The 24,868-nt window shown below is 73.9% G+C and carries 24 protein-coding genes; 17 read left to right on the top strand and 7 right to left on the bottom strand.

Annotated elements, in window-relative coordinates:
* Positions 1 to 48 precede the first annotated feature (48 nt).
* The 5 genes from ABD944_RS12555 to ABD944_RS12535 all read left to right on the top strand — a co-directional run bounded on the left by ABD944_RS12555 (position 49) and on the right by ABD944_RS12535 (position 5,047).
* The gene (locus tag ABD944_RS12555; protein WP_345175543.1) at positions 49 to 1,212 is read left to right on the top strand and encodes a pyridoxal phosphate-dependent aminotransferase; all 1,164 of its coding nucleotides are present in this window, start codon (positions 49 to 51) and stop codon (positions 1,210 to 1,212) included.
* 116 nt (positions 1,213 to 1,328) lie between these two features.
* A complete protein-coding gene (locus tag ABD944_RS12550) occupies positions 1,329 to 2,303 on the top strand; it encodes a carbamate kinase (protein ID WP_345175542.1) in 975 nt (324 codons plus the stop codon).
* A gap of 39 nt (positions 2,304 to 2,342) precedes the next feature.
* Complete coding sequence (bar, locus tag ABD944_RS12545; protein ID WP_345175539.1) at positions 2,343 to 3,455, top strand: barbiturase; 1,113 nt, start codon at positions 2,343 to 2,345, stop codon at positions 3,453 to 3,455.
* 71 nt (positions 3,456 to 3,526) lie between these two features.
* Positions 3,527 to 4,222 (top strand): SseB family protein, encoded by a 696-nt coding sequence (locus ABD944_RS12540; protein ID WP_345175537.1) that lies wholly within the window; start codon positions 3,527 to 3,529, stop codon positions 4,220 to 4,222.
* Positions 4,223 to 4,294: 72 nt separating this feature from the next.
* Positions 4,295 to 5,047, top strand: coding sequence for a phytanoyl-CoA dioxygenase family protein (locus tag ABD944_RS12535; RefSeq protein ID WP_345175535.1), 753 nt, complete (start codon positions 4,295 to 4,297; stop codon positions 5,045 to 5,047).
* 4 nt (positions 5,048 to 5,051) lie between these two features.
* Here the strand turns inward: ABD944_RS12535 and ABD944_RS12530 are convergent, their stop codons facing one another.
* Positions 5,052 to 6,131: a DUF2332 domain-containing protein gene (locus ABD944_RS12530; RefSeq protein WP_345175533.1), complete on the bottom strand. Its 1,080-nt coding sequence runs from the start codon at positions 6,129 to 6,131 to the stop codon at positions 5,052 to 5,054.
* Between the two features lie 76 nt (positions 6,132 to 6,207).
* On the opposite strand from ABD944_RS12530, the gene aroC reads away from it, so the two are divergent.
* From aroC to aroQ, 4 genes are read left to right on the top strand one after another with little or no spacing between them, the layout of a single operon-like run.
* Positions 6,208 to 7,386 carry a chorismate synthase gene (gene aroC, locus ABD944_RS12525; protein WP_345175530.1) on the top strand — a complete coding sequence of 393 codons (1,179 nt, stop codon included), beginning with the start codon at positions 6,208 to 6,210 and terminating at the stop codon, positions 7,384 to 7,386.
* Positions 7,387 to 7,394: 8 nt separating this feature from the next.
* Positions 7,395 to 7,904, top strand: a complete 510-nt coding sequence (locus ABD944_RS12520; RefSeq protein ID WP_345175528.1) for a shikimate kinase — start codon at positions 7,395 to 7,397, stop codon at positions 7,902 to 7,904.
* Positions 7,901 to 8,974: a 3-dehydroquinate synthase gene (gene aroB, locus ABD944_RS12515; protein ID WP_345175526.1), complete on the top strand. Its 1,074-nt coding sequence runs from the start codon at positions 7,901 to 7,903 to the stop codon at positions 8,972 to 8,974. The genes ABD944_RS12520 and aroB overlap by 4 nt, the downstream gene beginning before the upstream one ends.
* Entirely contained in the window at positions 8,971 to 9,414 is a 444-nt protein-coding gene (gene aroQ, locus ABD944_RS12510; protein WP_345175524.1) for a type II 3-dehydroquinate dehydratase, read from the top strand. Before aroB ends, aroQ begins: the two co-directional genes overlap by 4 nt.
* Here the strand turns inward: aroQ and ABD944_RS12505 are convergent.
* On the bottom strand, positions 9,411 to 9,986 hold the full coding sequence (locus ABD944_RS12505; protein ID WP_345175523.1) for a TetR/AcrR family transcriptional regulator: 576 nt from the start codon (positions 9,984 to 9,986) through the stop codon (positions 9,411 to 9,413). The two genes, aroQ and ABD944_RS12505, sit on opposite strands and share 4 nt — an antisense overlap.
* Positions 9,987 to 10,156: 170 nt before the next feature.
* On the opposite strand from ABD944_RS12505, the gene ABD944_RS12500 reads away from it, so the two are divergent.
* Together ABD944_RS12500 and ABD944_RS12495 are read left to right on the top strand one after the other, a co-directional pair.
* Positions 10,157 to 10,822, top strand: coding sequence for an enoyl-CoA hydratase-related protein (locus ABD944_RS12500; RefSeq protein WP_345175521.1), 666 nt, complete (start codon positions 10,157 to 10,159; stop codon positions 10,820 to 10,822).
* Between the two features lie 80 nt (positions 10,823 to 10,902).
* On the top strand, positions 10,903 to 11,949 hold the full coding sequence (locus ABD944_RS12495) for an LLM class F420-dependent oxidoreductase (RefSeq protein ID WP_345175519.1): 1,047 nt from the start codon (positions 10,903 to 10,905) through the stop codon (positions 11,947 to 11,949).
* Here the strand turns inward: ABD944_RS12495 and ABD944_RS12490 are convergent.
* Both ABD944_RS12490 and ABD944_RS12485 read right to left on the bottom strand, forming a co-directional pair.
* On the bottom strand, positions 11,924 to 12,631 hold the full coding sequence (locus tag ABD944_RS12490; RefSeq protein ID WP_345175518.1) for a hypothetical protein: 708 nt from the start codon (positions 12,629 to 12,631) through the stop codon (positions 11,924 to 11,926). The genes ABD944_RS12495 and ABD944_RS12490 overlap by 26 nt on opposite strands.
* A 127-nt stretch (positions 12,632 to 12,758) precedes the next feature.
* Entirely contained in the window at positions 12,759 to 14,237 is a 1,479-nt protein-coding gene (locus ABD944_RS12485; protein ID WP_345175517.1) for a flavin monoamine oxidase family protein, read from the bottom strand.
* Between the two features lie 157 nt (positions 14,238 to 14,394).
* Between ABD944_RS12485 and ABD944_RS12480 the strand changes: the two genes are divergently transcribed.
* From ABD944_RS12480 to ABD944_RS12455, 6 genes are all read left to right on the top strand, one after another.
* The gene (locus ABD944_RS12480) at positions 14,395 to 15,486 is read left to right on the top strand and encodes a M24 family metallopeptidase (RefSeq protein ID WP_345175516.1); all 1,092 of its coding nucleotides are present in this window, start codon (positions 14,395 to 14,397) and stop codon (positions 15,484 to 15,486) included.
* Positions 15,487 to 15,519: 33 nt separating this feature from the next.
* Positions 15,520 to 16,077, top strand: a complete 558-nt coding sequence (gene efp, locus ABD944_RS12475) for an elongation factor P (protein WP_345175515.1) — start codon at positions 15,520 to 15,522, stop codon at positions 16,075 to 16,077.
* A 1-nt stretch (position 16,078) separates the two neighbouring features.
* Entirely contained in the window at positions 16,079 to 16,495 is a 417-nt protein-coding gene (gene nusB / locus ABD944_RS12470; RefSeq protein ID WP_345175514.1) for a transcription antitermination factor NusB, read from the top strand.
* A gap of 292 nt (positions 16,496 to 16,787) precedes the next feature.
* Positions 16,788 to 17,573 (top strand): methyltransferase domain-containing protein, encoded by a 786-nt coding sequence (locus ABD944_RS12465; protein ID WP_378189135.1) that lies wholly within the window; start codon positions 16,788 to 16,790, stop codon positions 17,571 to 17,573.
* A 4-nt stretch (positions 17,574 to 17,577) separates the two neighbouring features.
* Positions 17,578 to 18,843, top strand: a complete 1,266-nt coding sequence (locus ABD944_RS12460; RefSeq protein ID WP_345175512.1) for a DNA polymerase IV — start codon at positions 17,578 to 17,580, stop codon at positions 18,841 to 18,843.
* A gap of 147 nt (positions 18,844 to 18,990) precedes the next feature.
* Positions 18,991 to 19,383: a DUF3040 domain-containing protein gene (locus tag ABD944_RS12455; RefSeq protein ID WP_185023574.1), complete on the top strand. Its 393-nt coding sequence runs from the start codon at positions 18,991 to 18,993 to the stop codon at positions 19,381 to 19,383.
* A 252-nt stretch (positions 19,384 to 19,635) separates the two neighbouring features.
* Here ABD944_RS12455 and ABD944_RS12450 read toward each other — a convergent pair whose 3' ends face one another.
* The 3 genes from ABD944_RS12450 to ABD944_RS12440 are packed head-to-tail and all read right to left on the bottom strand — an operon-like array spanning position 19,636 to position 24,554.
* On the bottom strand, positions 19,636 to 22,176 hold the full coding sequence (locus ABD944_RS12450) for a transglutaminase TgpA family protein (RefSeq protein WP_345175510.1): 2,541 nt from the start codon (positions 22,174 to 22,176) through the stop codon (positions 19,636 to 19,638).
* A gap of 26 nt (positions 22,177 to 22,202) precedes the next feature.
* Positions 22,203 to 23,471, bottom strand: coding sequence for a DUF58 domain-containing protein (locus tag ABD944_RS12445; protein ID WP_345175508.1), 1,269 nt, complete (start codon positions 23,469 to 23,471; stop codon positions 22,203 to 22,205).
* Positions 23,472 to 23,474: 3 nt separating this feature from the next.
* On the bottom strand, positions 23,475 to 24,554 hold the full coding sequence (locus ABD944_RS12440) for an AAA family ATPase (protein WP_345175505.1): 1,080 nt from the start codon (positions 24,552 to 24,554) through the stop codon (positions 23,475 to 23,477).
* Between the last annotated feature and the right edge of the window lie 314 nt (positions 24,555 to 24,868).

Raw genomic sequence — 24,868 nt, 5'->3', positions numbered from 1 at the left:
CGTCCCGGCGGCGCCGTGCACGCCGGGCCGGGGGCCTAGGCTTGGGGCGTGAGCGAGCCATTGGTCGAGCGCATGCAGGGATTCGGCGAGACGATCTTCGCTGAGATGTCGGCTCTCGCCGTCCGGACCGGGGCCATCAATCTGGGCCAGGGCTTCCCGGACACCAGCGGTCCGCCGCGGATGCTGGAAACGGCCGTCGAGGCCGTGCGGGCGGGCGCGAACCAGTACCCGCCCGGCCCCGGACTGCTCGAACTCCGGGAGGCCGTGGCGGCGCAGCGGCGGGAGCGGTACGGGCTGTCGTTCGACCCGGCGACCGAGGTGTTCGTGACGGTCGGGGCCACCGAGGGGATCGCCGCGTCCGTGCTGGCGCTGGCGGGGCCGGGCGACGAGGTCGTCGTGTTCGAGCCGTACTACGACTCCTACGCGGCCGTGATCGCGCTCGCCGGGGCCGTCCGCAGGCCCGTCACGCTGCGCCCGGTGGAGGGGCGCTTCACCTTCGACCCGGACGAGCTGCGCGCCGCCGTCGGCCCCCGCACCCGGGCGATCCTGGTGAACTCGCCGCACAACCCGGCCGGCACCGTGTTCACGCGGGACGAGCTGGAGGCCATCGCGGACGTCTGCCGCGAGCGCGACCTGGTGGCGATCACCGACGAGGTGTACGAGTACCTGACGTTCGACGAGACCGAGCACGTCCCGCTGGCGACGCTCGACGGCATGCGCGAGCGGACGGTGTCGGTGTCGTCCGCGGGCAAGTCGTTCTCCGTGACCGGATGGAAGACCGGGTGGGTGACGGCGCCCGCCCCCTACATCCGGGCCGTCCAGACCGTGAAGCAGTTCCTCACCTACGCGGTCAGCGCCCCCTACCAGCACGCCGCCGCGTACGCGCTGCGCAACGAGATCCCGTGGGTCGTGGAGCTGCGCAAGTCGCTCCAGGCCAAGCGGGACCGGCTCATCACCGGCCTGGAGGCGGCCGGGTTCGCGACCTGCCGCCCGCAGGGCACCTACTTCGTGCAGGCCGACATCCGCCCGCTCGGCTTCACCGACGGCAGGGAGCTGGCCCGCGCGCTGCCGGAGAAGGCGGGCGTCGTCGCGATCCCGAGCCAGGTGTTCTACGACCACGCCGAGGCGGGCGCCCACTTCGTCCGGTTCGCCTTCTGCAAGAAGGACGAGGTCATCGACGAGGCGGTGAGCCGTCTCGCGCGCCTGCGCTGAGGCCTCCCCGCTCCGCGGGCGCCGGGGAGAACCGCCGGAACTTGCCGAAGAACCGGCGTTCGTTGGGCGGAATTCGCCCGTGAGGGGCAACCGCCGCGCGGGTTAGCGTCCGTCCCGTGACCTGGGGCCATGCGGGCGGACGCAGCGGTGGACACGGCGGCGAGCGGATCCTGGTCGCCCTCGGCGGGAACGCCATGACGGCGCCGGACGGCAGCGCGACCCCGGACGCGCAGGCGGCCGCGATCGAGGCCGCGATGGCGCCCGTGGCGGACCTGGTCGCGGCGGGCGCGCGGGTCGCGCTCACGCACGGCAACGGCCCCCAGGTCGGCAACCTGCTGATCAAGAACCAGCTGGCGTCGGCGGTGGTGCCTCCCGTCCCGCTGGACTGGTGCGGCGCGCAGACCCAGGCCACCGTCGGCGTGATGGTCATGAACGCGCTGGAGCGGGCGCTGGCCGCGCGGGGCGCCGCCCGCCCGGTGTCGACCGTGGTGACGCGGACGCTGGTGGACGCCGCCGACCCCGGGTTCGCGGCCCCCGCCAAACCGATCGGCCGGTACTTCCCCGAGGCGGAGGCCCGCCGCTCGATGGCGCTCGGGCAGGTGTGGAAGCGGTTCGGGGACCGGGGCTGGCGGCGCGTCGTCGCCTCGCCCGAGCCGCTGGAGATCCTGGATGCCGACGCGGCGGCCGTGCTGCTGGACGCCGGGCACGTCGTGGTCGCCGCGGGCGGCGGGGGAGTGCCCGTCGCCCGGTCGGACGGGGTGCTGCACGGCGTCGAGGCCGTCGTCGACAAGGACCTGGCCGCGCAGCTGCTGGCGCGCCGCCTGGAGGCGACCACCCTCGTGATCGCCACCGACGTGGAGAACGCGATGACCGGGTTCGGGACGCCGCGGGCCCGCCCGCTGCACCGCACGACGGTCGCGGAGCTGACGGAGCTGGCCGCCGCGGGGCACTTCGCCGGCGGCAGCATGGGCCCGAAGGTCGAGGCGGTGCGGCGGTTCGTCGCGTCCGGCGGGCGGCGCGCCGCGATCGCCTCGCTGGCCCGGCTCGGCGACGCCGCGCACGGCAGGGCCGGGACGGTCGTCGAGGGCTGACCCCGGGTAGAGACCGATCAACACAGCAGGTGAGGAGCGATGACGGTGCCCGATCCGATCGAAGTCCGCAAGATCCCCATCGAGAGCGTGACCGACGCGTCCGGGCTGGCCCGGCTGGTCGACGACGGCGTGCTGGAGGCCGACCGGGTCCTCGCGGTCGTCGGCAAGACCGAGGGCAACGGCGGCGTGAACGACTACACGCGGCTGCTCGCCGACCGGGCGTTCCGCGAGGTGCTCCTCGCGAAGGGCACCCGCACCGCGGACGAGGTGGCGCGGGTCCCGCTGGTGTGGTCGGGCGGCACGGACGGGGTGCTCAGCCCGCACGCGACCGTCTTCGCGACCGCCGACCCCGCCCGCGTCCCCGCCACCGACGAGCCGCGGCTGTCGGTCGGCGTCGCGATGAGCGAGGTCATCCTGCCCGAGGACATCGGCCGCCCCGCGATGGTGGAGACCGTCGCCGCCGGCGTGCGCGAGGCCATGAAGACCGCCGGGATCGACGATCCGGCCGACGTCCACTACGTGCAGACGAAGACGCCGCTGCTCACCCTCGACACGATCAACGACGCCAGGAAGCGCGGCCGCGACGTGGTCACCGAGGACACCCTCAAGTCGATGGACATCTCCAACTCCACGACCGCGCTCGGCATCGCGGTCGCGCTCGGCGAGATCGAGCCGCCGTCCGCCGAGCAGATCCACAGGGACCTGTCGCTGTACTCGTCGGTGGCGTCGTGCTCGTCCGGCGTCGAGCTGGACCGGGCGCAGATCGTGGTCGTCGGCAACGTGCGCGGCATCGGCGGCCGGTACCGGGCCGGGCACGGGGTGATGAAGGACGCGCTCGACGCCGACGGGATCTGGGACGCCGTCCGGTCGACGGGCCTGGACCTGCCCGAACGGCCCCGCACGTCCGACCTCGGCGACCGGCTCGTCAACGTGTTCATCAAGTGCGAGGCCGACCCGCGGGGCTCGGTCCGGGGCCGCCGCAACATCATGCTGGACGACTCCGACGTGCACTGGCACCGGCAGATCAAGGCGTGCGTGGGCGGCGTCGCCGCGTCCGTCACCGGCGACCCGGCGGTGTTCGTGTCGGTCGCGGCGGTGCACCAGGGGCCCTCGGGCGGCGGCACCGTCGCGGCCATCGCCGACCTCGGGTGAGCGCGCCGCGGACGCGGAGAGTATCCGCGGAGTAGCCCCTCGCGGTCGCCGGAGGCTATAGCCTTCCTGGCGTGTCCGGACTGACCATTCCCGAACCACAGTTCCCCGGGGACGACGGAAGCGCCGATCCCCGGTTGTGCGAGGCGCTCGCCGGGTACGCGTCCGGCCGCGTCGGCGTGCACGCGGTGCTGCGGCGGCTCCAGGGCGCGCGGCTGCTGGTGCCGATCGTCGCCGTCCTCACCGAGGAGGAGCCCGCGGCGCCCGGCGAGCTGCGGCGGGAGAAGTCGAGCGACATGGCGCTGCCCACCCTGATCGGCGACGACGGGCGGCGCGGCGTGCTCGGCTTCACCTGCACCGAGACGATGAAGGCCTGGCGCGCCGACGCCCGCCCGGTCGCGGTGCGGGCCGGCGACGCCTGCCGCGCCGCCCTCGACGAGGGGGCCGACGCCCTGGTCGTGGACGTGGCGGGCCCGGTCCCGTTCGCCGTGGACGGGCTGCGCCTGCACCTGCTCGCCGACGGCCGCCCGATCCCGCCGCCGCACGAGGACCCCGACATCCTCGCCGCGGTCGAGGCCGCGTTCGGCTCCGACCCCTCCGTCAGCGGGGTCCGCGTCGTCGAGGGCACCTCCGCGGAGATCGCCGTCCGGTTCGCCGTCGTGCCCGGGCACGACGAGCGGGGCACCGTCCAGCGGGTCTCCGACCGCCTCGCCGAACTCCTGCGCGGCCGGATCGTCGGCGGCGTCGAACTGAACGTCCTGCGCAGGTAGGCCCCCCGGACGGGCGGCCGGGGCGCGATTAATCGCTGGCCTCCGCCGCGGCCGCTCTGCGACCCTGGCGCCATGATCGACGTTGACGCCTTCATCGCCGACGGATTCGTCCGGGTGGAGCGGGCGTTCCCCCGGGAACTGGCGGCCGAGTGCCGCGACATCCTGTGGCGCGACACCGGCTGCGACCCCCACGACCCCGCGACGTGGGCGCATCCCGTCGTGCGGCTCGGCGACCACGCCGAGGAGCCGTTCCGGGCCGCCGTGAACACCGGCCCCCTGCACGCCGCGTTCGACGCCGTCGTCGGGAAGGGCGCCTGGCTGCCGCGCGCCGGCCTCGGCACGTTCCCGGTGCGGTTCCCCAGCGACCAGCCGCCCGGCGACGACGGCTGGCACATCGACGCGAGCTTCCCCGGCGACGACCCGGCCGACTTCATGTCCTACCGGGTGAACGTCGCGTCGAAGGGCCGCGCGCTGCTCATGCTGTTCCTGTTCTCCGACGTGGGGGAGGACGACGGGCCCACCCGCATCCGCGTCGGCTCCCACCTGGACGTCCCGCCGATCCTGGAGTCGGCGGGGGAGGCGGGGCTAACGTTCATGGACCTGGCGGGCAAGGCCGTCCCCGCGACCGAGCACCGCCCGCTCGCCTACGCCACGGGGCAGGCGGGCGACGTGTACCTGTGCCACCCGTTCCTGGTGCACGCCGCGCAGGCGCACCGGGGCACCGTCCCCCGGTTCATGGCGCAGCCGCCCCTGATTCCGGCGGGCCCGTTGCCTCCGTCGTCCCCCGTGCGGGTCGCGATCGATCGAGCCCTCGGCCGGTCCTGACGCCCTACCGGGGGCGCGGCGGTGAGAACCAGGTGGTGGGGAGGCCGTGGGACGGGCCCTCACCGAGGATCACCGGCTCCCCGCCCGGCCACAGCCGCAGCGTCACGACGTGCAGGACGTCGAGCCGCGAGGCGTCGCGGCCCTCGAACGACAGGTGCGCCACGGGCGCTTCGGGGGTGGCCGCCGCCCCGGCCCGCTCGATGCTCCGGTCGACGCGCGCGGCCTCGTCGCGCGACATGTACGCGCGCATCGTCGAGTGCCACACGACCGTGGCGACGCCCTCCTCGGGGGCCAGCCCCTCCAGGAAGTCCGCGGCGCCCGCCTTCACGACCGTCGCGGGGACCCGCGCGGCGACCTCGAACGCCGCCCGCAGCCGCGCCACCCGGGCCGTCTGGTCGGGCCACACGTACGACAGGAGCCGCCGCCGCCCGGCGGGCGAGGCCGCGTCCAGCGGGTTCGGGTCGCATCCCCGCCGCTCGGCGATGGCGAGCGGCGCGCCCACCGGGGGAAGGCCCCGCCAGGCGTCCGGCAGGACGACCGGCGACTCCGGGCCGTACGCGCCGCTCTCGTGCAGGAACCGGAAGCGGTCGGCGCGCAGGTTCAGGCCCCCACTGGCCCCGATCTCCAGCAGCCTGACCGGCAGGGACCGGCCCGGGGCGCCCGCGGGACGGCAGGCGTCGGCGATCGCGAGGAGCCCGCCGACGAGCGGCGCCGCCCGCCCGACCTCGTTGGTCTGCGGCGGATCGAGGAGGCCGTCGCGGACCTCGGCCGCGTGCCCGGCCAGCACGTCCCGGAACGCGGGCCAGGCCTCCAGCGGGTCCCGCGTCCCGCCGGCGGTCGGGTAGTACGCCGCCAGCTCCGGCGCCCGGCCCTCAAGGACGAGCCGGTGCACCGTGCCGAGCATGCCCAGGATGTAGCCGGTCCGCGTGCGCTCCCCGAGCACCTCCGTCACGACCGCGCCCGGATCCTCCGCCGCCCGCGTGAGCAGTTCGGCGTACATCGGCGACCCCAGCTGGGCGGACGCCCGCGCCTGGCCCAGCAGCGCCCGCCTCGTCTCGACCCCGTCCGCACCGGCCCTTCCCATCGCCACCTCCCCGACGAGCCTCTCAGATGCTGGACGCCGTCACGGGCGGGCACGCGGAGTCAATAGGATTCCTCCCATGCTGCGATGGTTGACCGCGGGGGAGTCCCATGGCCCGGCCCTGACCGCGATCGTGGAGGGGCTGCCGGCCGGAGTGCGCGTGACCTCGGGGGACATCGCCGAGGAACTGCGCCGCCGGAGGCTCGGCCACGGCCGGGGCGCCCGGATGAAGTTCGAGCAGGACAAGGTCACGATCATCGGGGGCGTCCGGCACGGGGCGACGCTCGGCGGGCCGGTCGCGATCGAGGTCGGCAATACCGAGTGGCCCAAGTGGGAGACGGTCATGTCGGCCGACCCCGTGGACGCCGACGTCCTCGCGGCCCAGGCCAGGAACGCCCCGCTGTCGCAGCCGAGGCCCGGCCACGCCGACCTGGTCGGCATGCAGAAGTACGGCTTCGACGACGCGCGGCCCGTCCTGGAGCGGGCGAGCGCGCGGGAGACGGCCGCGCGGGTCGCGCTCGGCACCGTCGCCAAGGCGTTCCTCAAGCAGGCCCTCGGCGCGGACGTCCTGAGCCACGTGATCGCGCTGGGCGAGGTCGAGGCCCCCGAGGGCGTCCTGCCGGAGCCCGGCGACCTGGCGCGGGTCGACGAGAGCCCGGTGCGCTGCTTCGACGGCGAGGCGTCGGAGCGGATGGTCGCGCACATCGACGAGACGAAGAAGGCCGGCGACACCCTCGGCGGCGTGGTGGAGGTGCTCGCCTACGGGCTCCCGCCCGGCCTCGGCAGCCACGTCCACTGGGACCGGCGCCTGGACTCCCGGCTCGCCGGCATCCTCATGGGCATCCAGGCGATCAAGGGCGTGGAGCTCGGCGACGGGTTCACCACCGCGCGGCGGCCCGGCTCGCGGGCGCACGACGAGATCGACGCGACTCCGGAGGGGGTCCGCCGCCGCACCAACCGGGCCGGCGGCGTCGAGGGCGGCATGACCACCGGCGAGGTGCTGCGGGTGCGCGCCGCGATGAAGCCGATCTCGACCGTCCCGCGGCGGCTCGACACGATCGACGTCACGACCGGCGAGCCCGCCAAGGCGATCAACCAGCGCAGCGACGTGACGGCCGTCCCGGCCGCCGGGGTGGTCGCCGAGGCGATGGTCGCGCTCGTCCTCGCGGACGCGGCGCTGGAGAAGTTCGGCGGCGACTCCGTCGAGGAGACCGCCCGCAACCTGCGCGGATACCTGTCCTCCCTGACGATCAAGTGAGCGTGGCCATGCGACCGAAGGCAGTCATCATCGGGCCGCCCGGCTCGGGCAAGTCCACCGTCGGCGCCGGGCTGGCCGAACGCCTCGGCGTCACGCTGCGCGACACCGACGCCGACGTCGAGCGGGCCGCGGGCAAGCCCATCGGCGAGATCTTCATCGACGACGGCGAGGAGCGCTTCCGCGAGCTGGAGCGCGCCGCCGTCGCCGAGGCGCTGGCCGAGCACGACGGCGTCGTCGCGCTCGGCGGCGGCGCCGTCCTCGCGGCCGAGACGCAGGACCTGCTCGCCGGGCACACCGTCGTCTACCTGCGGGTCGGCCTCGCCGAGGCGATCAAGCGGGTCGGCCTGGCGTCGGCGCGGCCGCTGCTCGTGCTGAACCCGCGCAGCCAGATGCGCAAGCTGCTGGAGGAGCGGCTCCCGATCTACGAGCGGCTCGGCACCGTGGACGTCGACACCGACGGGCGCGAGCCCGCCGACGTCGTCGACGAGGTCGTGAGGGCCCTGGAGGGGGACGCGTGACGCAGGCCCGGGTGCACGTCGGCGGCGCCGACCCCTACGACGTCGTCATCGGGACGGGCGTGCTCGGCGAGCTGCCCGCCCTCGTCGGGGAGGGGGCCCGGACCGTCGCGGTCGTCCACGCCGAGGGGCTGCCGCAGATCGCCCGTCCCGTGTGCGGGGCGCTCGAACAGGCCGGGTACGCCGTGCACGCGCTGCCCGTCCCGGACGGCGAGGCCGCCAAGGAGGTCGGCGTCCTCGCCGGGCTGTGGTCGTCCTTCGCCCGCCTCGGCATGACCCGCACGGACGTCGTCGTCGGCGTCGGCGGCGGCGCCACCACCGACCTCGCCGGGTTCGCGGCGGCCTCGTGGCTGCGCGGCGTGCGGGCGGTGCTCGTCCCGACGACGCTGCTCGGCATGGTGGACGCGGCGGTCGGCGGCAAGACCGGCATCAACGTCCCCGAGGGCAAGAACCTCGTCGGCGCGTTCCACCCGCCCGCCGGCGTCCTGTGCGACCTCGCCACGCTGGTGACGATGCCGCGCGAGGACTACGTCAGCGGCCTCGCCGAGATCATCAAGGCCGGCTTCATCGCCGACCCGCGGATCCTCGCCCTGGTCGAGGAGGACCCGAAGGGCGCCGCGCACCCCGACGGCCCGCACACCCGCGAGCTGGTCGAACGGGCCGTCCGGGTCAAGGCCGACGTCGTGTCGGCCGACCTGAGGGAGAGCGGCCTCCGCGAGATCCTGAACTACGGCCACACCCTCGCGCACGCCATCGAGAAGAACGAGGAGTACCGGTTCCGCCACGGCCACGCCGTCGCGATCGGCATGGTGTACGCCGCCGAGCTGTCCCGCCTCGCCGGGCGGCTGCCCGCCGACGTCGTCCGGCGGCACCGCGACATCCTCGAAGCCGTGGGCCTCCCGGTCTCCTACGCCGCCGACTGGCCCGGCCTGCGCGCCACCATGACCATCGACAAGAAGTCGCGGGGCTCCACGCTCCGGTTCGTCGTCCTCGACGGCATCGCCGAGCCGGGCCGCCTCGAAGGCCCGGACGAGGAGCTGCTCGCCGCCGCCTACCGGGAGATCGCCCGATGACCCGCGTCCTCGTCCTGAACGGCCCCAACCTGCGCCGCCTCGGCGTCCGCGAGCCCGACACCTACGGGACGGCCAGCTTCGACGACCTGGTCGCCGTCTGCCGCGACGCGGGCCGCCGCCTCGACCTGCACGTCGAGGTCCGGCAGACCGACGACGAGGCCGAGATGATGCGCTGGCTGCACGAGGCCGCCGACGAGCGCGTCCCGGTCGTGCTGAACCCGGCCGCGTTCACGCACTACTCCTACGCGCTGCGCGACGCCGTCGCCCAGCGCACCGCCCCGCTCGTCGAGGTCCACATCACCAACCCGGCCGCCCGCGAGGAGTTCCGCCACAACTCCGTCGTCGCGGGCGTCGCCACCGGAACCATCGCCGGTTTCGGCACCATGTCCTACGTCCTGGCCCTCCAGGCCGTGGCCGAGCTGGTCGCCGAGAACTCCTAGCCTTCCTCGGCGGCGCTGCGGGCCATGTCCTTGAGCTCGGCCACGACGTCGTCCAGCGGGGCGACGTCGCGGTGGGCGCGGCACAGGATGGTGGCGCCCTCCACGGCCGCGACGATCAGGCGGGCGAGGCGGGACGCGCGGTCGTCGGGGACGCCGGCGTTGCCGAGCCCGGTGGCGAGGGTGTCCTGCCAGCGCCCGAACGCCGCCGCGGCGGCCGCGGCGAGCTGCGGGGCCTCGTCGTGGGACTCGACGGTGACGGCGACGACGGGGCAGCCGGCGCGGAACTCGCTCTTGATCAGGACCTGCCGCCACCAGGCCGTGAAGGCGTCCACGGCGGACGCGGCGTCACCGCTCTCGGTGGCGGCGAGGATGCCGGCGTTGAGGAACTCGCCGGCGTAGCGGACGGCCTCCTCGGCGAGCTGCGCCTTGCCGCCGGGGAAGTGGTGGTAGATCGACCCGCGCGGGGCGCCGCTGTGGGCGATGACGTCACGGAACCCGGTGCCGCTGTAGCCGCGCTCGCGGAAGAGGAAGGCGGCGCTGCGCACCATGCGTTCCCTGCTGTCCGTCCCCATGGGACGATTATGACATTCATCATACGGTCCTCGCGTTGTCCATGACGACCGTCATGGACAACTTTGGCCGTGCCGGACGCCATCGCCGCTACTCGCGAGTAGGGTCACCTCAGGCACGCGATACGGGCCGGTTCCGGGAGCGGGGCCGGGCAGGGGAGAAGGAGACGTTCGTGATCGACCTCCAGCGCGACGGAGACGTGTACGTCCTGCGGTTCGACGCGGGCGAGAACCGGTTCGGCCCCGACTTCCTCGACGCGGTCGAGGGGGCCCTCGACTCGGTGGCGAAGAACGACGGGCCGGGCGCGCTCGTCACCGTCGGCACCGGCAAGTTCTACTCCAACGGCCTGGACCTGGAATGGCTCGGCGCCAACCAGGACAGGTTCGAGGACTACCTGCGGCGGGTGCACGCCCTGTACGCGCGCGTGCTGACCCTGCCGATGCCGACGGTCGCGGCGCTGAACGGCCACGCCTTCGCGGGGGGCGGCATGCTGGCCCTCGCCCACGACTTCGCCGTCATGCGCACCGACCGCGGCTACTTCTGCCTGCCCGAGGTGGACCTCGGCATGACCTTCACCCCCGGGATGAACGCGCTGATCACGGCGCGGCTCCCGAAGGCCACCGCGCACGAGGCGATGATCACCGGCCGCCGCTACGCCGCGGAGCAGGCGCGCGAGGCCGGGATCGTGCAGCGCACCGCGCCCGAGGAGGAGGTGCTGCCCGCCGCCGTGGAGTGGGCGGCGTCGCTGGCGAGCAAGAACGGACCGGTGGTGGCGACGATCCGCACCGCGATGTACCGGCAGGCGCTGGACGCGCTGAACGGTCCCGCGCTGCCGTGACCCCTCCTCTCGGACCCGGGCCGGGAGTAGGTTACGTTCGACTGGAATCGGATTCGGTTTAGGAAGGGGCGCGGGACACCATGCGCATCGGTATGGCGCTCAGCTACTCGGGCGGTTTCAAGGAGACCGTCGAGGAGCTCGCCGACTACGAGAAGGCCGGCCTCGACATCGTCTACGTCGCGGAGGCCTACAGCTTCGACGCGGTGAGCCAGATGGGCTACATCGCCGCCAGGACCGAGCGGGTGGAGATCGCCTCCGGCATCCTCAACATCTACTCGCGCACCCCGACCGCGATCGCGCAGACCGCCGCGGGGCTGGACTACGTCTCCGACGGGCGGTTCACGCTCGGCATCGGCGCGTCCGGCCCGCAGGTCATCGAGGGCTTCCACGGGGTCCCCTACACCGCGCCGCTCGGCCGCACCCGGGAGATCATCGAGATCTGCCGCAAGGTGTGGCGCCGCGAGCGCGTGCAGCACGACGGCAAGCATTACCACCTGCCGCTGCCGGAGGGCCAGGGCACCGGCCTCGGCAAGGCGCTCAAGCTCATCAACCACCCGGTCCGCGCCGACATCCCGATCATGGTCGCCGCGATCGGCCCGAAGAACGTCGAGCTGACCGCCGAGATCGCCAACGGCTGGGAGCCGATCTTCTACATGCCGGAGAAGGCCGCGGAGGTGTGGGGGCCCTCGCTCGCGGCCGGGAAGGCCAAGCGCGACCCCGCGCTCGGCGAGCTCGACGTGGTCGGGCAGTCCCCGCTCGCCATCGGCGACGACGTGCAGGGCCTCCTGGAGTTCGGCCGTCCGATGGCCGCCCTCTACATCGGCGGCATGGGCGCCAAGGGCAAGAACTTCTACAACGACCTCGCCCGGCGCTACGGCTTCGAGAGGGAGGCCGAGGAGATCCAGGATCTGTACCTGGACGGCAAGAAGGACGAGGCCGCCGCGAAGGTCCCGCAGGAGCTGCTGGAGAAGATGTCCCTCATCGGCTCCGAGGAGCACGTCCGGGAGCGGCTCGCCGCGATGAAGGAGTCCGGCGTCACGACCCTCAACGTGGCCCCGATCGCCGGCGACCACAAGGGCCGCCTCGCCCTGATCGAGAAGGTCAAGGAGATGGCCGCCGGACTCTGACGCGCCGCCTCCGCCGCCGGCGGAGACGCCCGAGCCAGAAACCCGTCCCGGGCCCGAACGGCGGGACGTCCAGCTCGAACAGCACGCGGAGTAGGACACCGCCGCCGAACAGGCCGGCCCCCCATTTCAGGGAGGAGCCCGGATCGCCCACCGAGCCGGCGGGGCGCGGATCGAGGCGGCCGCGCGGGTCGTACACGACCTGGACGCGCTCGCCTCGGTCCGCGACCTCCGACCCGGTCGTCATCGTCCGCACCCGCGGCTCGGCGCAGGCGAGGTCGTGGTCGTAGTAGACGTCCGTGGTCGTGTTCCCGTTGCTGTCGGTGCTGGTGACCTCGCGCCGGTCGACCTTCTGGACGGTGCAGGCCGTGGTCCGTCCGCGCTCGTGCAGAGCCTGGTCCGACACCGCGCCCGCGACCACGGACGCCCCGATGCCCAGCAGGAAGAAGGCGCCGAAGAAGACCAGGACGTTCTCGTAGCGCAGCTGCGTGAAGACCAGCAGGGCGTATCCGGCCATCATCATCACGAAGAACAGCGCCGTGCCCGCCCAGTTGCCCGCCAGCGCCGACGGCCCGTAAGCGTTCAGGGCGGCCTGGGCGACGATCAGCGCCAGCCCGGTCAGGGGCGCGCCGACCGCCAGCAGCGCCGCCACCGCCCAGCCCGACCGTTTCCCGTACCCCACCATCGGAACCCGTCCCGTCGTTCATCCGTGTCCCTGGATGAGACGCGCGGATCCGCCGACAGGATCGCCATCTGATCCTTACTTCTCGCGGCCGGCGGAACCGCGCGGGGAACGCCCCGGGAAGGGCGGATCAGAGCGCCGCGTCGACCTCCTTCGCGACGCGCTCGCCGGAGCGGACGGCGCCGTCCATGTAACCCGTCCAGTAGCCGGACGTCTCGGTGCCCGCCCAGTGGACCGGGCCGCACGGCTCCCGCAGCGCCGGACCGAACGCGGTGAGCGCGCCGGGCGGGGCGACGCCGACGGGGCCGCCGCCGCTCCACGTCTCGTTGTCCCAGCGCTGGAAGGCGGTCAGCTTCGGGTTCGCGGCCTTGTCGCCGAACAGCCTGGTGAACGAGTCGAGTCCCGCGGCCCGCACGTCCGCGGCCGGCGCGCCGTCCAGCCTCCTGATGTTGGCCTGGTTCATGAAGCCCATCAGGATGCCCCGCGACCCGTCCGGGGGGCTGTTGTCGAACGTCGCGTCGATGGCGCCGCTGTCGGCCACGGCCTGCCCGGTCAGCCCGTCCGCCCGCCAGAACGGCGTGTCGTAGACGGCGACGAACTTGGCCACCGAGCCCATCGGGTACCGCTGCATGAGCTGCGCCCGGGCGGCGGGCAGCGCCGGCGAGAAGTCGATCCTCCCGGCGATCGCCGGGGACATCGCGACCACGACCCGCTTCGCCGACACCGTGACCCCGTCGGCGGTCACCGTCACGCCGCCCGCCTCGGCGGCGATGGACCGGACCGGCGCGTTGTAGTGGACGATGTCGCCGAGCCGCGCCGCCAGCCGGATCGGCACCTCCTGCGAGCCGCCGACGAACCGCGACTCCTGCGCCCCGCCCCTCGTGTTGATCAGCCGGTCGATCGTTCCCGGGGCGCTCTCGTTGCCCGCCGAGGCCGCGTAGTTCAGCAGGTAGAGCAGCGAGACCTCCTGCGAGCGCATCGACAGGGTGGAGGAGGCGAACGCGTCCATCAGGAACCGCGCGCCGCTGCTCAGGGAGTTGGCCCGCGACCAGGTGTGGAAGGTCTGCGCGTCCCACTCCTCCGCCTTGGCCGCCTTCCACGGCTCGCCGACCGGCACCTCCTTGACCATCCCGCCGAGCTTGAGCAGCGCCAGCTCCAGGTCGACCACGCCCCAGTCCGGCGGGACCGCGCCGAGCAGGCCGTCGGTCGCGTACAGCGACCGCTTGCCGTCCCGGTAGTAGACGTTCTTGCCCTCGTTGTAGGTGGCGTAGGTGTCGACGCCCAGGTCCCCGGCGAGCGCGGCGATGCGGTCCTGCGTCGGGCCGATGAACTCGGCGCCGCCCTCGTTGGTGGTGCCGTCGCCGAGCGGCATCCCGTAGACGCGGCCGCCGGGGCGCTCCCGCGCCTCCAGCACGACCACGGACCGGCCCGCCGCGACGAGGTCGCGGGCGGCGGTGAGGCCGGAGAGCCCGGCGCCGACGATCACCACGTCGGCGGTGAGGGGCGCCGTGCGGGCGGCGGCGGAGGGGGCCGCGGCCGCGGTGACGACCGCTCCCGCGGCGGTGAGCGCGCCTGTGCCCAGCAGTCTTCTACGGCTGACTCGGGTCAAGGGGAATCACTCCTGGGGAAGTCCATGGGACCGGACATTCGGGGGGACGGAGCACACGCCGGGTCACGCTAGGCCAGCTCTCGACCAGAAGTCGAGGGTTCTTCATGTTCGTGACCGCGTTGAGACGGCCGTCTCGCGATGATCTAGAGTCCTGGCCATGGGGGAGACTCACTACGCGCGGCGCCGCCGGCTCGCCGCGCTCGTCGCCGACCGGGGCGCCGCCGCACTGCTGGTGACCCGCCTGGTCAACGTCCGCTACCTGACCGGTCTCGACAGCTCGCGGGCCGCGCTGCTCGTCCCGGCCGACGGCCCCGCCGTGCTCGCGACCGACGGCCGCTACGCCGGGATGGCCGCGCAGGTCTGCCCGGAACTGCCCGTCGTCGTCGACCGCCAGGTGGCGGAGGCGCTGGTGAGGCGGGCGGCCGAGGACGGCCACGGCCGCATCGGCTTCGAGGCCCACGACCTGACCGTCGAGCACCACACGGCCCTCCTCGGCGTCGCGCTTCCGGGCCACGCCGCCGCCGAACTGGTCCCGCTCGGCCATCTCGTCGAAGAGCTGCGCATGGTCAAGGACGAGGAGGAGATCGGCCTGCTGCGCGAGGCGTGCGCCGTCACCGACCGGGCGTTCGAGGCCGTCCTGCCCGAGATCCGCGCCGGGGTCACCGAGCGCGCCGTCGCGATCGCCCTCGAACGGGCCATGGTGGACCAGGGCGCCGAAGGCCCCGCGTTCGACTCGATCATCGCGTCCGGCCCCAACGGCGCCGTCCCGCACCACCACCCGGGCGGCCGCGAGCTCCAGCGCGGCGACCTCGTCACCATGGACTTCGGCGCCCTCTACGGCGGCTACCACGCCGACATGACCCGCACCGTCGCGATCGGCGAGCCCGCCGCCTGGCAGCGGGACGTCTACGACCTCGTCCACCGCGCCCAGGCCGCCGCGCTGGCCGCCGCGCTGCCCGGCGCCGACACCAAGGACGTGGACGCCGCCGCCCGCGACGTCATCGCGGAGGCCGGGCACGGCGAGGCGTTCACCCACGGCCTCGGGCACGGCGTCGGCCTGGAGATCCACGAAGCGCCGCTCATGGGGTACGACAAGACCGGTAAGCTGATGGATCGGGTTCCGATCACCGCGGAGCCGGGGGTCTACCTCACGGGCCGGGGCGGGGTCCGCATCGAGGACACGCTGGTGGTCCGCGCGGGCGGGCCGGAGCTCCTCACCACAACGACCAAGGACCTGCTCGTCCTGTAGGACGCGCGGGCCCGCGACCGGGAGAACAACGCAGTGGCGACGACGAACGACCTGAAGAACGGCATGACGCTGAACCTCGACGGCCAGTTGTGGACCGTCCAGGAGTTCCAGCACGTCAAGCCCGGCAAGGGCGGCGCGTTCGTCCGCACCAAGCTCAAGAACGTGCTGTCGGGCAAGGTCGTCGACAAGACCTTCAACGCCGGCACCAAGGTCGAGGTGGCGAGCGTCGACAAGCGCGAGATGCAGTACCTCTACCGCGAGGGCGAGGACTTCGTCTTCATGGACACCGAGACCTACGACCAGCCGCACATCCCCGCGGCCGTCGTCGGCGACGCGGCGAACTACCTGCTCCCCGAGCAGAACGCCGTGATCGCCTTCAACAACGAGAACCCGCTGTACGTCGAGCTGCCCGCCGCCGTCGTGCTGGAGATCACCGAGACCGAGCCCGGCCTGCAGGGCGACCGCTCCACCGGCGGCAGCAAGCCCGCCACGCTGGAGACCGGGGCGCAGATCCAGGTGCCGCTGTTCATCACCACCGGCGAGAAGGTCAAGGTCGACACCCGCTCCGGCGAGTACCTCGGCCGCGCCTGAGATGGCAGCGCGCACCAAGGCCAGGAAACTCGCCCTCGACATCCTGTTCGCCGCCGAGCTCCGCGAGGAGGAGCCGACGGCGGTCCTCGCCGCCCGCGGCCGTCCGAACCAGGACGAGCTCGCCGAGTACCCGCACGCCGTCCGGCTGATCGAGGGCGTCCAGGAGAACCAGGAGCGCATCGACGAGCTGCTCGCCACCTACGCCACCGGCTGGACGCTCGAACGCATGCCCGTCGTCGACCGCAACATCCTGCGGATGGGCGCGTTCGAACTCCTGTGGGTCGACGACGTCCCCGACGGCGTCGCGGTGAGCGAGGCGGTGGGCCTGGCCACCGAGCTGTCCACCGACGAGTCCCCCCGCTTCGTCAACGGCCTCCTCTCCCGCCTCCAACAACTGAAGCCTTCTCTGAGTCTTTAGCCTTTTCTCCTCCTTCGGGCCTGGCGGCCCTCCATCGTCGAAAAAGCTGGCGATCGCTGGCATCGCTTCGTCTCGCCTTGCGGCTCGCTGCGCGATCAGGTTCTCGCAAGCTCGAACCTGCCTTCGGACGCGATCGCGGCCATTGAGGTCGTTGCGGGGTTGCGGAGCGGGCTGGGGTGGGTGCGATCGGCCGTGCCCGCATCGGCATCGCTCGGGGCCTGCCTGCGGGCGCGCGTGACTTCGGTGGGCGGCCAGGCGTGGAAGAGGAGTGCACTGCAATAAGCTCTCCTTGATGACCAACGTTAGGGGAGCGGGTGTGACCGGCCGGCAACAGAAGCGGGTGCGGGGTGGCAGCCGGGTGCGCAGCGCCGTCCTGTGGGACGCGCTGCGCGCGGTCCTCGACCGCATCACTCCCGAGGCCGGCCTGAGCGATGTCGTGGACGTCGGCGGGGGGACCGGAGGGTTCGCCGTTCCGCTCGCCGAGCTGGGGCACCGGGTCACCGTGGTCGACGCCAACCCGGACGCCCTGGCCGCGCTGGAGCGCCGGGCCTCCGAGTCCGGCGTGCGGGTGCGCGCCGTGCAGGGCGACGCGGTCGACCTGCCCGACCTGCTCGGCCCGGACGCCGCCGACCTCGTCCTGTGCCACAGCGTCCTCGAGTACGTCGACGATCCGGGCGCGGCGATGGCGGCGCTGACCGGCGCCGTCCGTCCGGGCGGCTCGGTCAGCGTGCTGGCGGCCGGGCAGGTCGCGGCCGCGCTGCACCGCGCCGTGTCCGGGCACTTCGACGACGCGCGGCGGGTGCTGACGGACCCGTCCGGGCGGTGGGGCGAGGGCGACCGGATGCCCCGCCGGTTCACCCGCGAGTCGCTGTCGGAGCTGGTGAGCGGCGCCGGGTTGCGGGTCGCCGAGCTGCACGGCGTCCGGATCTTCGCCGACCTCGTGCCGAGCGGCCTGCTGGACGGCGACGCCGACTCCGCGGACGCGCTGATCGCGCTGGAGTCCGTCGCGGCCGTCCACCCCGTCCTGCGGGACCTCGCCACCCAGTTGCACCTGGTGGCCGACAAACCGGCCGGCTAGCACCGTGAGCCGCAAGCAGCAGCTGCACCGGCCGGGGCCGCAGCCGGGCCCGCCCGCCGACGACACCGGCTGCGCCATCCTGCACGTCGACATGGACGCCTTCTTCGTCAGCGTCGAGCTGCTGGAGCGGCCCGAGCTGCGCGGCCGTCCCGTCGTCGTGGGCGGCGCCGGGCCGCGCGGCGTGGTGTCCGCGGCCTCCTACGAGGCCCGCCGGTTCGGCGTGCACTCGGCGATGCCGATGACGCGGGCGCGGCGGCTGTGCCCGCAGGCCGTGGTGCTGCCGGTGAGCCACGGCAAGTACGGCCGCGTCTCCGCCGCGGTCTTCGAGATCTTCCGCTCCGTCACGCCGCTGGTCGAGGGCCTGTCGCTCGACGAGGCCTTCCTGGACGTGGCGGGCGCCCGGCGGCGGCTGGGGCGTCCCGCCGAGATCGCGCAGCTCATCCGCGACCAGGTGCGCGACCAGCAGGGCATCACCTGCTCGGTCGGCGTCGCGACCACCAAGTTCGTAGCGAAGCTGGCCTCGACCCGGTGCAAGCCCGACGGGCTGCTCGTGGTGCCGGCCGACGGCGTGGTCGACTTCCTTCACCCGCTGCCCGTCGCGTCCCTCTGGGGCGTCGGCGAGCGGACGGAGCAGGCGCTCACCCGGCTCGGGCTGCGCACCGTCGGGCAGCTCGCCCAGGTGCCCCTCGCCACGCTGCAGCGCGAGCTCGGCAACGCGCTCGGCGCGCACCTGCACGAGCTGGCGTGGGGACGCGACCCGCGCGAGGTCGTCCCGCACACGCCCGACAAGAGCATCGGCGCCGAGGAGACCTTCGACACCGACGTCGACGATCCCGAGATCATCCGGCGGGAGCTGCTGCGGCTCGCGGAGCGGGTCGGCGCGCGGCTGCGCGAGAGCGGGAACGCCGGCCGGACGGTCAGCGTCAAACTGCGGATGGCCGACTTCAAGACGATCACACGCGCGCGCACGCTGGCCGAGCCCACCGACCTGGCTCGTGTGATCTATGTCACAGCCCGCGAGCTGTACGAGGCGTCGGGCCTGGAACGGGTACGACTCCGTTTGGTCGGGGTGCGGGTGGAGAATCTGGGCCCCGCCGGCGAGGCCCCCCGTCAGCTCGCCCTCGACGAGCCGGACAGCGGCTGGCGTGAGGCCGAGCGAGCCATGGATCAGGTCGCGCACCGGTTCGGGCGCGGCGCGGTGCGTCCCGCCGCGCTGGTTCGGCGTGCGGCGGAGGGTGACGCAGGGGACGGCAGGGACGGAAGGCAATGAAAGAAGGCTGTGAGGTGACCGGCGCCGGGCCCTCGGCGGGCCGTTCGCTTTCGTACGCTCGAGAGTCCTCGTATTCTGGGCATATCACCGTTGACGTTCGCGTCCCGCATCGGATACTCCGTCGCGGAGCTGTCGCTGGGAGGTGCCGTGCCGCTGTCTGAGCACGAGCAGCGCATGCTCGAACAGATCGAATCGGCCTTGTACGCCGAGGATCCCAAGTTCGCTCACGCGGTTCGCTCGACCAACCCCCAGGTCCATTACAAGCGCCGGATCGTCAAGGCGGCCCTCGGCTTCGCGGTGGGCGTCTGCGCGCTGATGGCCGGTCTTGTGATCAATGCCGGGACGGTCACGATCGCCGTCAGCGTCACGGGCTTCCTGCTGATGGTCGTGTGCTGCGTCTGGGCGCTGACGAGCTGGAAGCGGATGACGGGCATCGGCAACGAGCCCGCGCGCGGAGGCGGCCGGCAGGCGCGCCCCGCGAAGGCCGGCTTCATGGAACGCATGGAGGAACGCTGGCGCCGCCGCACCGAGGGTGACTGAGCGGCGTCTGGAGCGAAGCGGAAGACGACGCTCAGTCTTCTTCCGGGGGGTCTGGGGGGTCGTCCCCCCAGATTGTGATTGAGCGGCGTCTGGAGCGAAGCGGAAGACGGCGCTCAGTCTTCTTCCGGGGGTCTGGGGGGTTGTCCCCCCCCAGGTTGTGACTGAGCGGTCCCTCGGTACCGGCGAGGCGACTCGTCCCGGCCGTATGCGGACTTTTTCGCGACCGGGACGAACGTGTGTGCGGGGTCGCGGCTAGCGGCGGCGGAGGCGGGACGGTAGGTCGTTCAGTCGGGCGGTGGCGTCGAGGGTGCGGTCTCCGGCGGTGCGGAGCGCGGTGCGGGTCTGCTCCATCGTCGACGGCGGCAGCAGGCGGGCGCGCCACCGGGCCCGGCGCCCGACGGACGCGGCGAACGCCTCCCGGACGGTCCGCACGTCGGCGCGCAGCCGCTCGGCGGGCTCGGCGGCGCGGGTCCGCGAGTAGCGCGCCAGTTCCTCGGCGCGGGCGATCCGGGTGAGGGCCTGGACGCTCGGCGCGTCCATCTCCAGCAGTTCCCCGAGCCGGCGGGCGGCGGCGCGCGGGGAGTCGCTGGCCCGCCATTCCAGGCCGTGGTCGAGCGCGTCCGCGCGCATCTCCTGCCAGGCGGCGTGCGCCGCCCCAGTCGGATCGGGCGTCCCGTTCGGTGATCTCACCGGCGCGGCCGGATCGGGCGTGCGCTTGCGGCGCCGTTCCGCCTCCTCCGCCGGACCAGGGGAGGCCCTGCGCCGCTTGGGCGTCGGCGTCCCGCTGGGCGAGGCGGTCAGGGCCGCCCAACGGCGCCACCGGGTGTAGATGCGCAGCGTCATCGGCACGGCCATCAGCAGCAGCACCAGCAGGGCGACGGCGAGCCACCGCGCCGCGGAGAACCCGCCGTCGTCGCCCTCCTGGACGTCGGTCGCCGCGCCCGCGCCCTCGTCGTTGCGGTGCGCGGGGCCGCTGGGCGAGGCCGTCGCGCCCGCGTCGGGGGACGAGGCGTCCGGCGCCTGCGTGACCTGGTCGTCCGGTCCGCCGCCGGTGCTGACCGCGGGCAGGCTGTACTCAGGGGCGAGGGCCGTGCCCTGCCCGGCGGCGCCGCTCGGCGTGGGCTCGAAGCGCACCCATCCCGAGCCCTCGAAGTACAGCTCGGGCCAGGCGTGCGCGTCGCGCGACCGCACCACCCACTCGCCGGGCTTGACCTCGCTGCCCGGCGTGTAGCCCATCGCGACCCGCGAGGGGATCCCGAGGATCCGCGCCATCAGCGCCATCGCGGCGGCGAACTGCTCGCAGTAGCCGCGCTTGCTGTGCAGGAGGAAGTCGACGAGGTCGCTGCCGTGCTGCGGCGCGGGCGCCGACAGGTCGTAGGTGAACCCGCCGGACAGGGTGAACCAGCGCTGCAGCCGGACGGCCTGGCCGAGCGCGGTCGCCGAACCGGCGGTGACGTCCGAGGCGAGCTTCCTGACCTCCGGCGGGACGTTCTTGGGCACCGCCGTGTAGTGCGCGACGATCTCGGGCGGGTAGGGCCCCGAGGCGGCGAGCTGCCCGGCGGTCGGCTGCGGGATCAGGCTCCTGACGGTGTAGGAGCGTCCGCCCGCCGAGTCGCGCAGCGAGTAGATCATCAGCGACGGGCCGTGCACCCGCCAGTCGCCCTTGATCGACACCTTGGCCGGGGCGTACGGCACTGGCAGGAACGTCATGTTCCTGACCTCCGGCCGCACCCGGACCTCGGTCGTCACCTCGCGCGAGGGCGCGACCGTCAGCCCCTGCGGGGCGGGGAGGGCGCGGTCGCCGCTCAGCCGGTCCTTGGAGCTGCTCTTCAGCGGGCTGTAGGTCCACCGGTCGCCGTCGAACCGGTCGAGGGCGTAGAGACGGAGGTAGCCGGGGCTCTCCGGGGCGTCGCTGCGGTAGGTCAGCACGGTCGAGTCGTCCAGCCGGGTCAGCTCCCGCTTCAGGCTGACCAGCGGGTCGGGCGTCGTCACGGTCTGCGTGCCCCGGCCGGAGCCGCCGCCCACGCCGAACACGCCGCGCGGGTGCAGCCCGGGGATCGCCGCAGGCAGCAGCACGGCCACGGCGACCGTGCCGGCCGCGATCCGGCGGCCGCTGGCCGCCAAGGCCGAGGCGTCGGGCCGGTCGGCGCGGTCCGCCGGCGGCGGCTGCGCCCCCGCCAGCGGCACCTCCCGCGGGCTGCGGCGCGTCGTCACCGTACGGCCCCAGCCGCCGACCTGCTCGCGGGCGTCGGCCGTCAGCAGGGCGAGGAAGCCGAACGCGCCGATGCCGAAGGCCAGCCAGCCGACGCCGTCCTCGCGGACGGCCGCGGGCACGCTGTACATCGCCAGCAGCGGCAGCCCGGCGGGCGCGGCGCGGCGCAGCCGCACGGCCAGCAGGTCGACCAGGACGGCGACCAGGCCGATGCCCGCGGCGGCCAGCATCGCGATGCCGGGGACGAGCGGGACGGGCGCCGCGTACCGGTTGGCCGCACGCCAGCCCTCGTCCGCCAGCTCGCCGAGCCGCCGCACCGACTCCGGTGACGGGACGACGCCGAGCCACGCCTCGCCGCCCGCGAACGCGAGGTTGAGATAGAGCAGGAGCGCCGCGAGCCCGAACAGCAGGCCGACCGGAGCGGGCATGCGCAGGCGCCGCGCCAGCAGGCCCCCGCCCGACACGGCCAGCACCGCGCCGAGTCCCGCCCAGAACCAGCTCGCCCTCTCGAACAGCGGGTACAGCGCGAGCGAGCAGGCGAGCGTCGCCAGCCCCGCCATCACCGTCATCCGGACCCTCATGCGCTGCCCCTGCTCATGCGCCGCCCTCAGTCATGCGCCGCCCCTGACACGAAATCCTCGCCGGCCTTGCCCGCGCGCGCCCACGCCCCGGCGAGCTCCGCCGCGGACCCGACGGTCACCACCCGCCAGCCGCCCGCGCGTAGCAGCCCCGCGGCCATCCCGCCGTCCTGCGGTTCGCCGTCCTCGGGGCCGCCCCGCATGAGGACCGCGACGCACGTGCCGGTGCCGCGCCGGGCCGCGGAGACCGCGCGGGCCTCCTCGTCCGACAGCACGCCGAACACCCCGACGACCAGGCCGTCGCCCTCCCGGCCCGCGCCGTGCCCGCGCAGCGCGGCCAGCCCCGCCGAGAGCGAGCCGCCCTTGGACCGGCGGGCGACGGCCAGCGCGTCGAGCAGCAGCCCTTCGAACGCGCCCTCGGAGGGCGCGGCCGGCAGCGCCTCCCCGCCGTCGGTGACGTACCGCAGGCTCATCCCCGTCCGGACGAGGTGGACGCCGATCGACGCGGCCGCCGAGACGGCCTGCTCGAACGAGCCCGCCGGCCCGTCGCCCCAGTGGGCCGACCGGCGGGTGTCGAGGAAGAGCGTGCCGCTGCTCTGGAAGTGCTGCTCCTCGCGCCGCACCATCAGCTCCCCGTGCCGCGCGGTGGAACGCCAGTGCACGCGGCGCAGGTCGTCGCCGTGCCGGTACTCGCGCGGCGCCACGTCGTCCTCGCCCGCCGCGGACACCGCGCGGGCGACGCTGTCGCCGCCGCCCGTCCACGCCCCCGACAGCCGGCCCGGCGGCAGCGGCACGATCGACGGCGTCACCGTGAGCGTGTCGGAGAGGCTGAACGAGCGGACCAGCTCCACCATCCCGAACGGGTCGGCGAGCCGGACGGTCAGCGGCCCCACCCGGTAGCGCCCGCGCACGTCCGAGCGGATCCGGTAGCCGAGCTCACGGAACGCGTGCGGCTCGATCCGCTCCAGCACGAACCGGGCCCGCCCGCCGAGCGCGTAGGGGACCCGGTCCTCCACCATCAGCAGCCCGCTCGGCAGCCGCGACACGTTCTCCAGCCGCAGGTCGACGCGGGACTCGTGGCCGACCGGCAGCCGCGCCGGCTCCAGCCGCCGCGCGCAGGCCAGCCGGTACCGCGTCCGCGCCACCGCGACCGTGCACAGCAGGGGGAGCGCCAGCACGAGCACCCCGGCGCGCAACAGGTCGCGCTCCCCGAGCGCCACCGCGCAGACGATCGCGGTCGCCCCGGCGGCCACGAACGACCGCCCCCGCGTGGTGAGGCCGGCCAGCGCCCGTCGCACCCGTCACCTGCCGGGGGAGGGCACCGGCAGCCGCTTCACCAGGTCGGCCACCACCTGTTCGGGACGGCGGCGCTCCACCTGCGCCTCGGCGGTCGGCAGCAGCCGGTGCGCGAGGACGGGGACGGCGAGGTCCTGGATGTCGTCGGGGACGACGTAGTCGCGGTCGTCGAGCGCGGCGTAGGCCCGCGCGGCCCGCACCAGGTGCAGGGTCGCCCGCGGGGACGCGCCGAGCCGCAGCTCCGGATGCCTGCGGGTGGCGGAGACGAGGTCGATCGCGTACTGCCGCACCGCCGGCGCGACGTGCTGGGCCCGCACCACCTCGATGAGGTCGCGGACGTCGGCGGCGTGCGCGACCGGGGTGAGCCGGTCGAGCGGTGACGTCTCGCCGTGGGTCTCCAGCATCTCCAGCTCGGCGGCGGGATCGGGGTAGCCCATCGAGATGCGGGCGGTGAACCGGTCGCGCTGTGCCTCGGGCAGCGGGTAGGTCCCCTCCATCTCCACCGGGTTCTGCGTGGAGATGACCATGAAAGGCGGCTCCAGCGCGTAGGTGGTGCCGTCGACCGTGACCTGGCGCTCCTCCATGCACTCCAGCAGCGCGGACTGCGTCTTCGGGGACGCCCGGTTGATCTCGTCGCCGACCACGATGTTGGCGAACACCGGGCCCGGCTTGAACTCGAACTCGCGCCGCTCCTGGTTGTAGGCGCTGACCCCGGTGATGTCGCTCGGCAGCAGGTCGGGCGTGAACTGCACGCGCCGCACCGAGCAGTCGACCGAGCGCGCGAGCGCCTTGGCGAGCATCGTCTTGCCGACCCCGGGCACGTCCTCGATGAGCAGGTGCCCCTCCGCCAGCAGCACCGTCAGCGCGAGCCGCACGGCCGAGGGCTTGCCCTCGATCACCGACTCCACGGCGTCGCGGATCTTGTTCGCGACGTGGGCGAGCCCGTCGAGCCCGCCTCCCGTCCCGCGGTCCGCGTCACGGCCCTCCGCGTCCGCGGCTCCGGCGTCACGGCCGCCGCGCCGGGCCGGGTGGGGTGCCGGGGGGTCGGTCTCCATGAACGACTCGCCGTGCGTGCCTACTGCCACCAAACCCTCCTCAGCCGTTCCAAACGACAGTACGTCTTTGGAACGCCCACTGCGATGTTCATGTGGAACGCGAGCCAATTGTGCTCCACGGAGACGACGACAAACGACGCGTGCGCCTCACCACTTCACTCCACCCCGTCCCACAGGGCCGTGTCGCACCCCCCGAGCGGGGGCGTTCGGAACCGGCTCGCGCCGGGGCGGCGCGCTGAGGGCCCCCGCTGGGCCCCACTCCACACCACCCCCGTTGACCTGCGATTTCGTCGCGGAAAACGGCGCGTGGACGGTGTTTTTCTTGTTGACGGTGGGGAAGAGTG

The sequence above is a fragment of the Actinomadura verrucosospora genome, from assembly GCF_039540335.1.
GTDB classification, from domain to species: Bacteria; Actinomycetota; Actinomycetes; order Streptosporangiales; family Streptosporangiaceae; genus Spirillospora; species Spirillospora verrucosospora.
Note: the sequence above shows the minus strand (reverse complement) of the source record. Positions and strands in the feature narration are given on the sequence as shown.

Excerpts from the sequence above, each read along its gene's own strand:
- bar (WP_345175539.1), top strand. The coding sequence starts at position 2,343 with ATGACGGTGCCCGATCCGATCGAAGTCCGCAAGATCCCCATCGAGAGC.
- ABD944_RS12535 (WP_345175535.1), top strand. The coding sequence starts at position 4,295 with ATGATCGACGTTGACGCCTTCATCGCCGACGGATTCGTCCGGGTGGAG.
- ABD944_RS12530 (WP_345175533.1), bottom strand. The coding sequence starts at position 6,131 with ATGGGAAGGGCCGGTGCGGACGGGGTCGAGACGAGGCGGGCGCTGCTG.
- aroC (WP_345175530.1), top strand. The coding sequence starts at position 6,208 with ATGCTGCGATGGTTGACCGCGGGGGAGTCCCATGGCCCGGCCCTGACC.
- ABD944_RS12520 (WP_345175528.1), top strand. The coding sequence starts at position 7,395 with ATGCGACCGAAGGCAGTCATCATCGGGCCGCCCGGCTCGGGCAAGTCC.
- aroQ (WP_345175524.1), top strand. The coding sequence starts at position 8,971 with ATGACCCGCGTCCTCGTCCTGAACGGCCCCAACCTGCGCCGCCTCGGC.
- ABD944_RS12505 (WP_345175523.1), bottom strand. The coding sequence starts at position 9,986 with ATGGGGACGGACAGCAGGGAACGCATGGTGCGCAGCGCCGCCTTCCTC.
- ABD944_RS12495 (WP_345175519.1), top strand. The coding sequence starts at position 10,903 with ATGCGCATCGGTATGGCGCTCAGCTACTCGGGCGGTTTCAAGGAGACC.
- ABD944_RS12490 (WP_345175518.1), bottom strand. The coding sequence starts at position 12,631 with ATGGTGGGGTACGGGAAACGGTCGGGCTGGGCGGTGGCGGCGCTGCTG.
- ABD944_RS12480 (WP_345175516.1), top strand. The coding sequence starts at position 14,395 with ATGGGGGAGACTCACTACGCGCGGCGCCGCCGGCTCGCCGCGCTCGTC.
- nusB (WP_345175514.1), top strand. The coding sequence starts at position 16,079 with ATGGCAGCGCGCACCAAGGCCAGGAAACTCGCCCTCGACATCCTGTTC.
- ABD944_RS12465 (WP_378189135.1), top strand. The coding sequence starts at position 16,788 with ATGACCAACGTTAGGGGAGCGGGTGTGACCGGCCGGCAACAGAAGCGG.
- ABD944_RS12450 (WP_345175510.1), bottom strand. The coding sequence starts at position 22,176 with ATGAGGGTCCGGATGACGGTGATGGCGGGGCTGGCGACGCTCGCCTGC.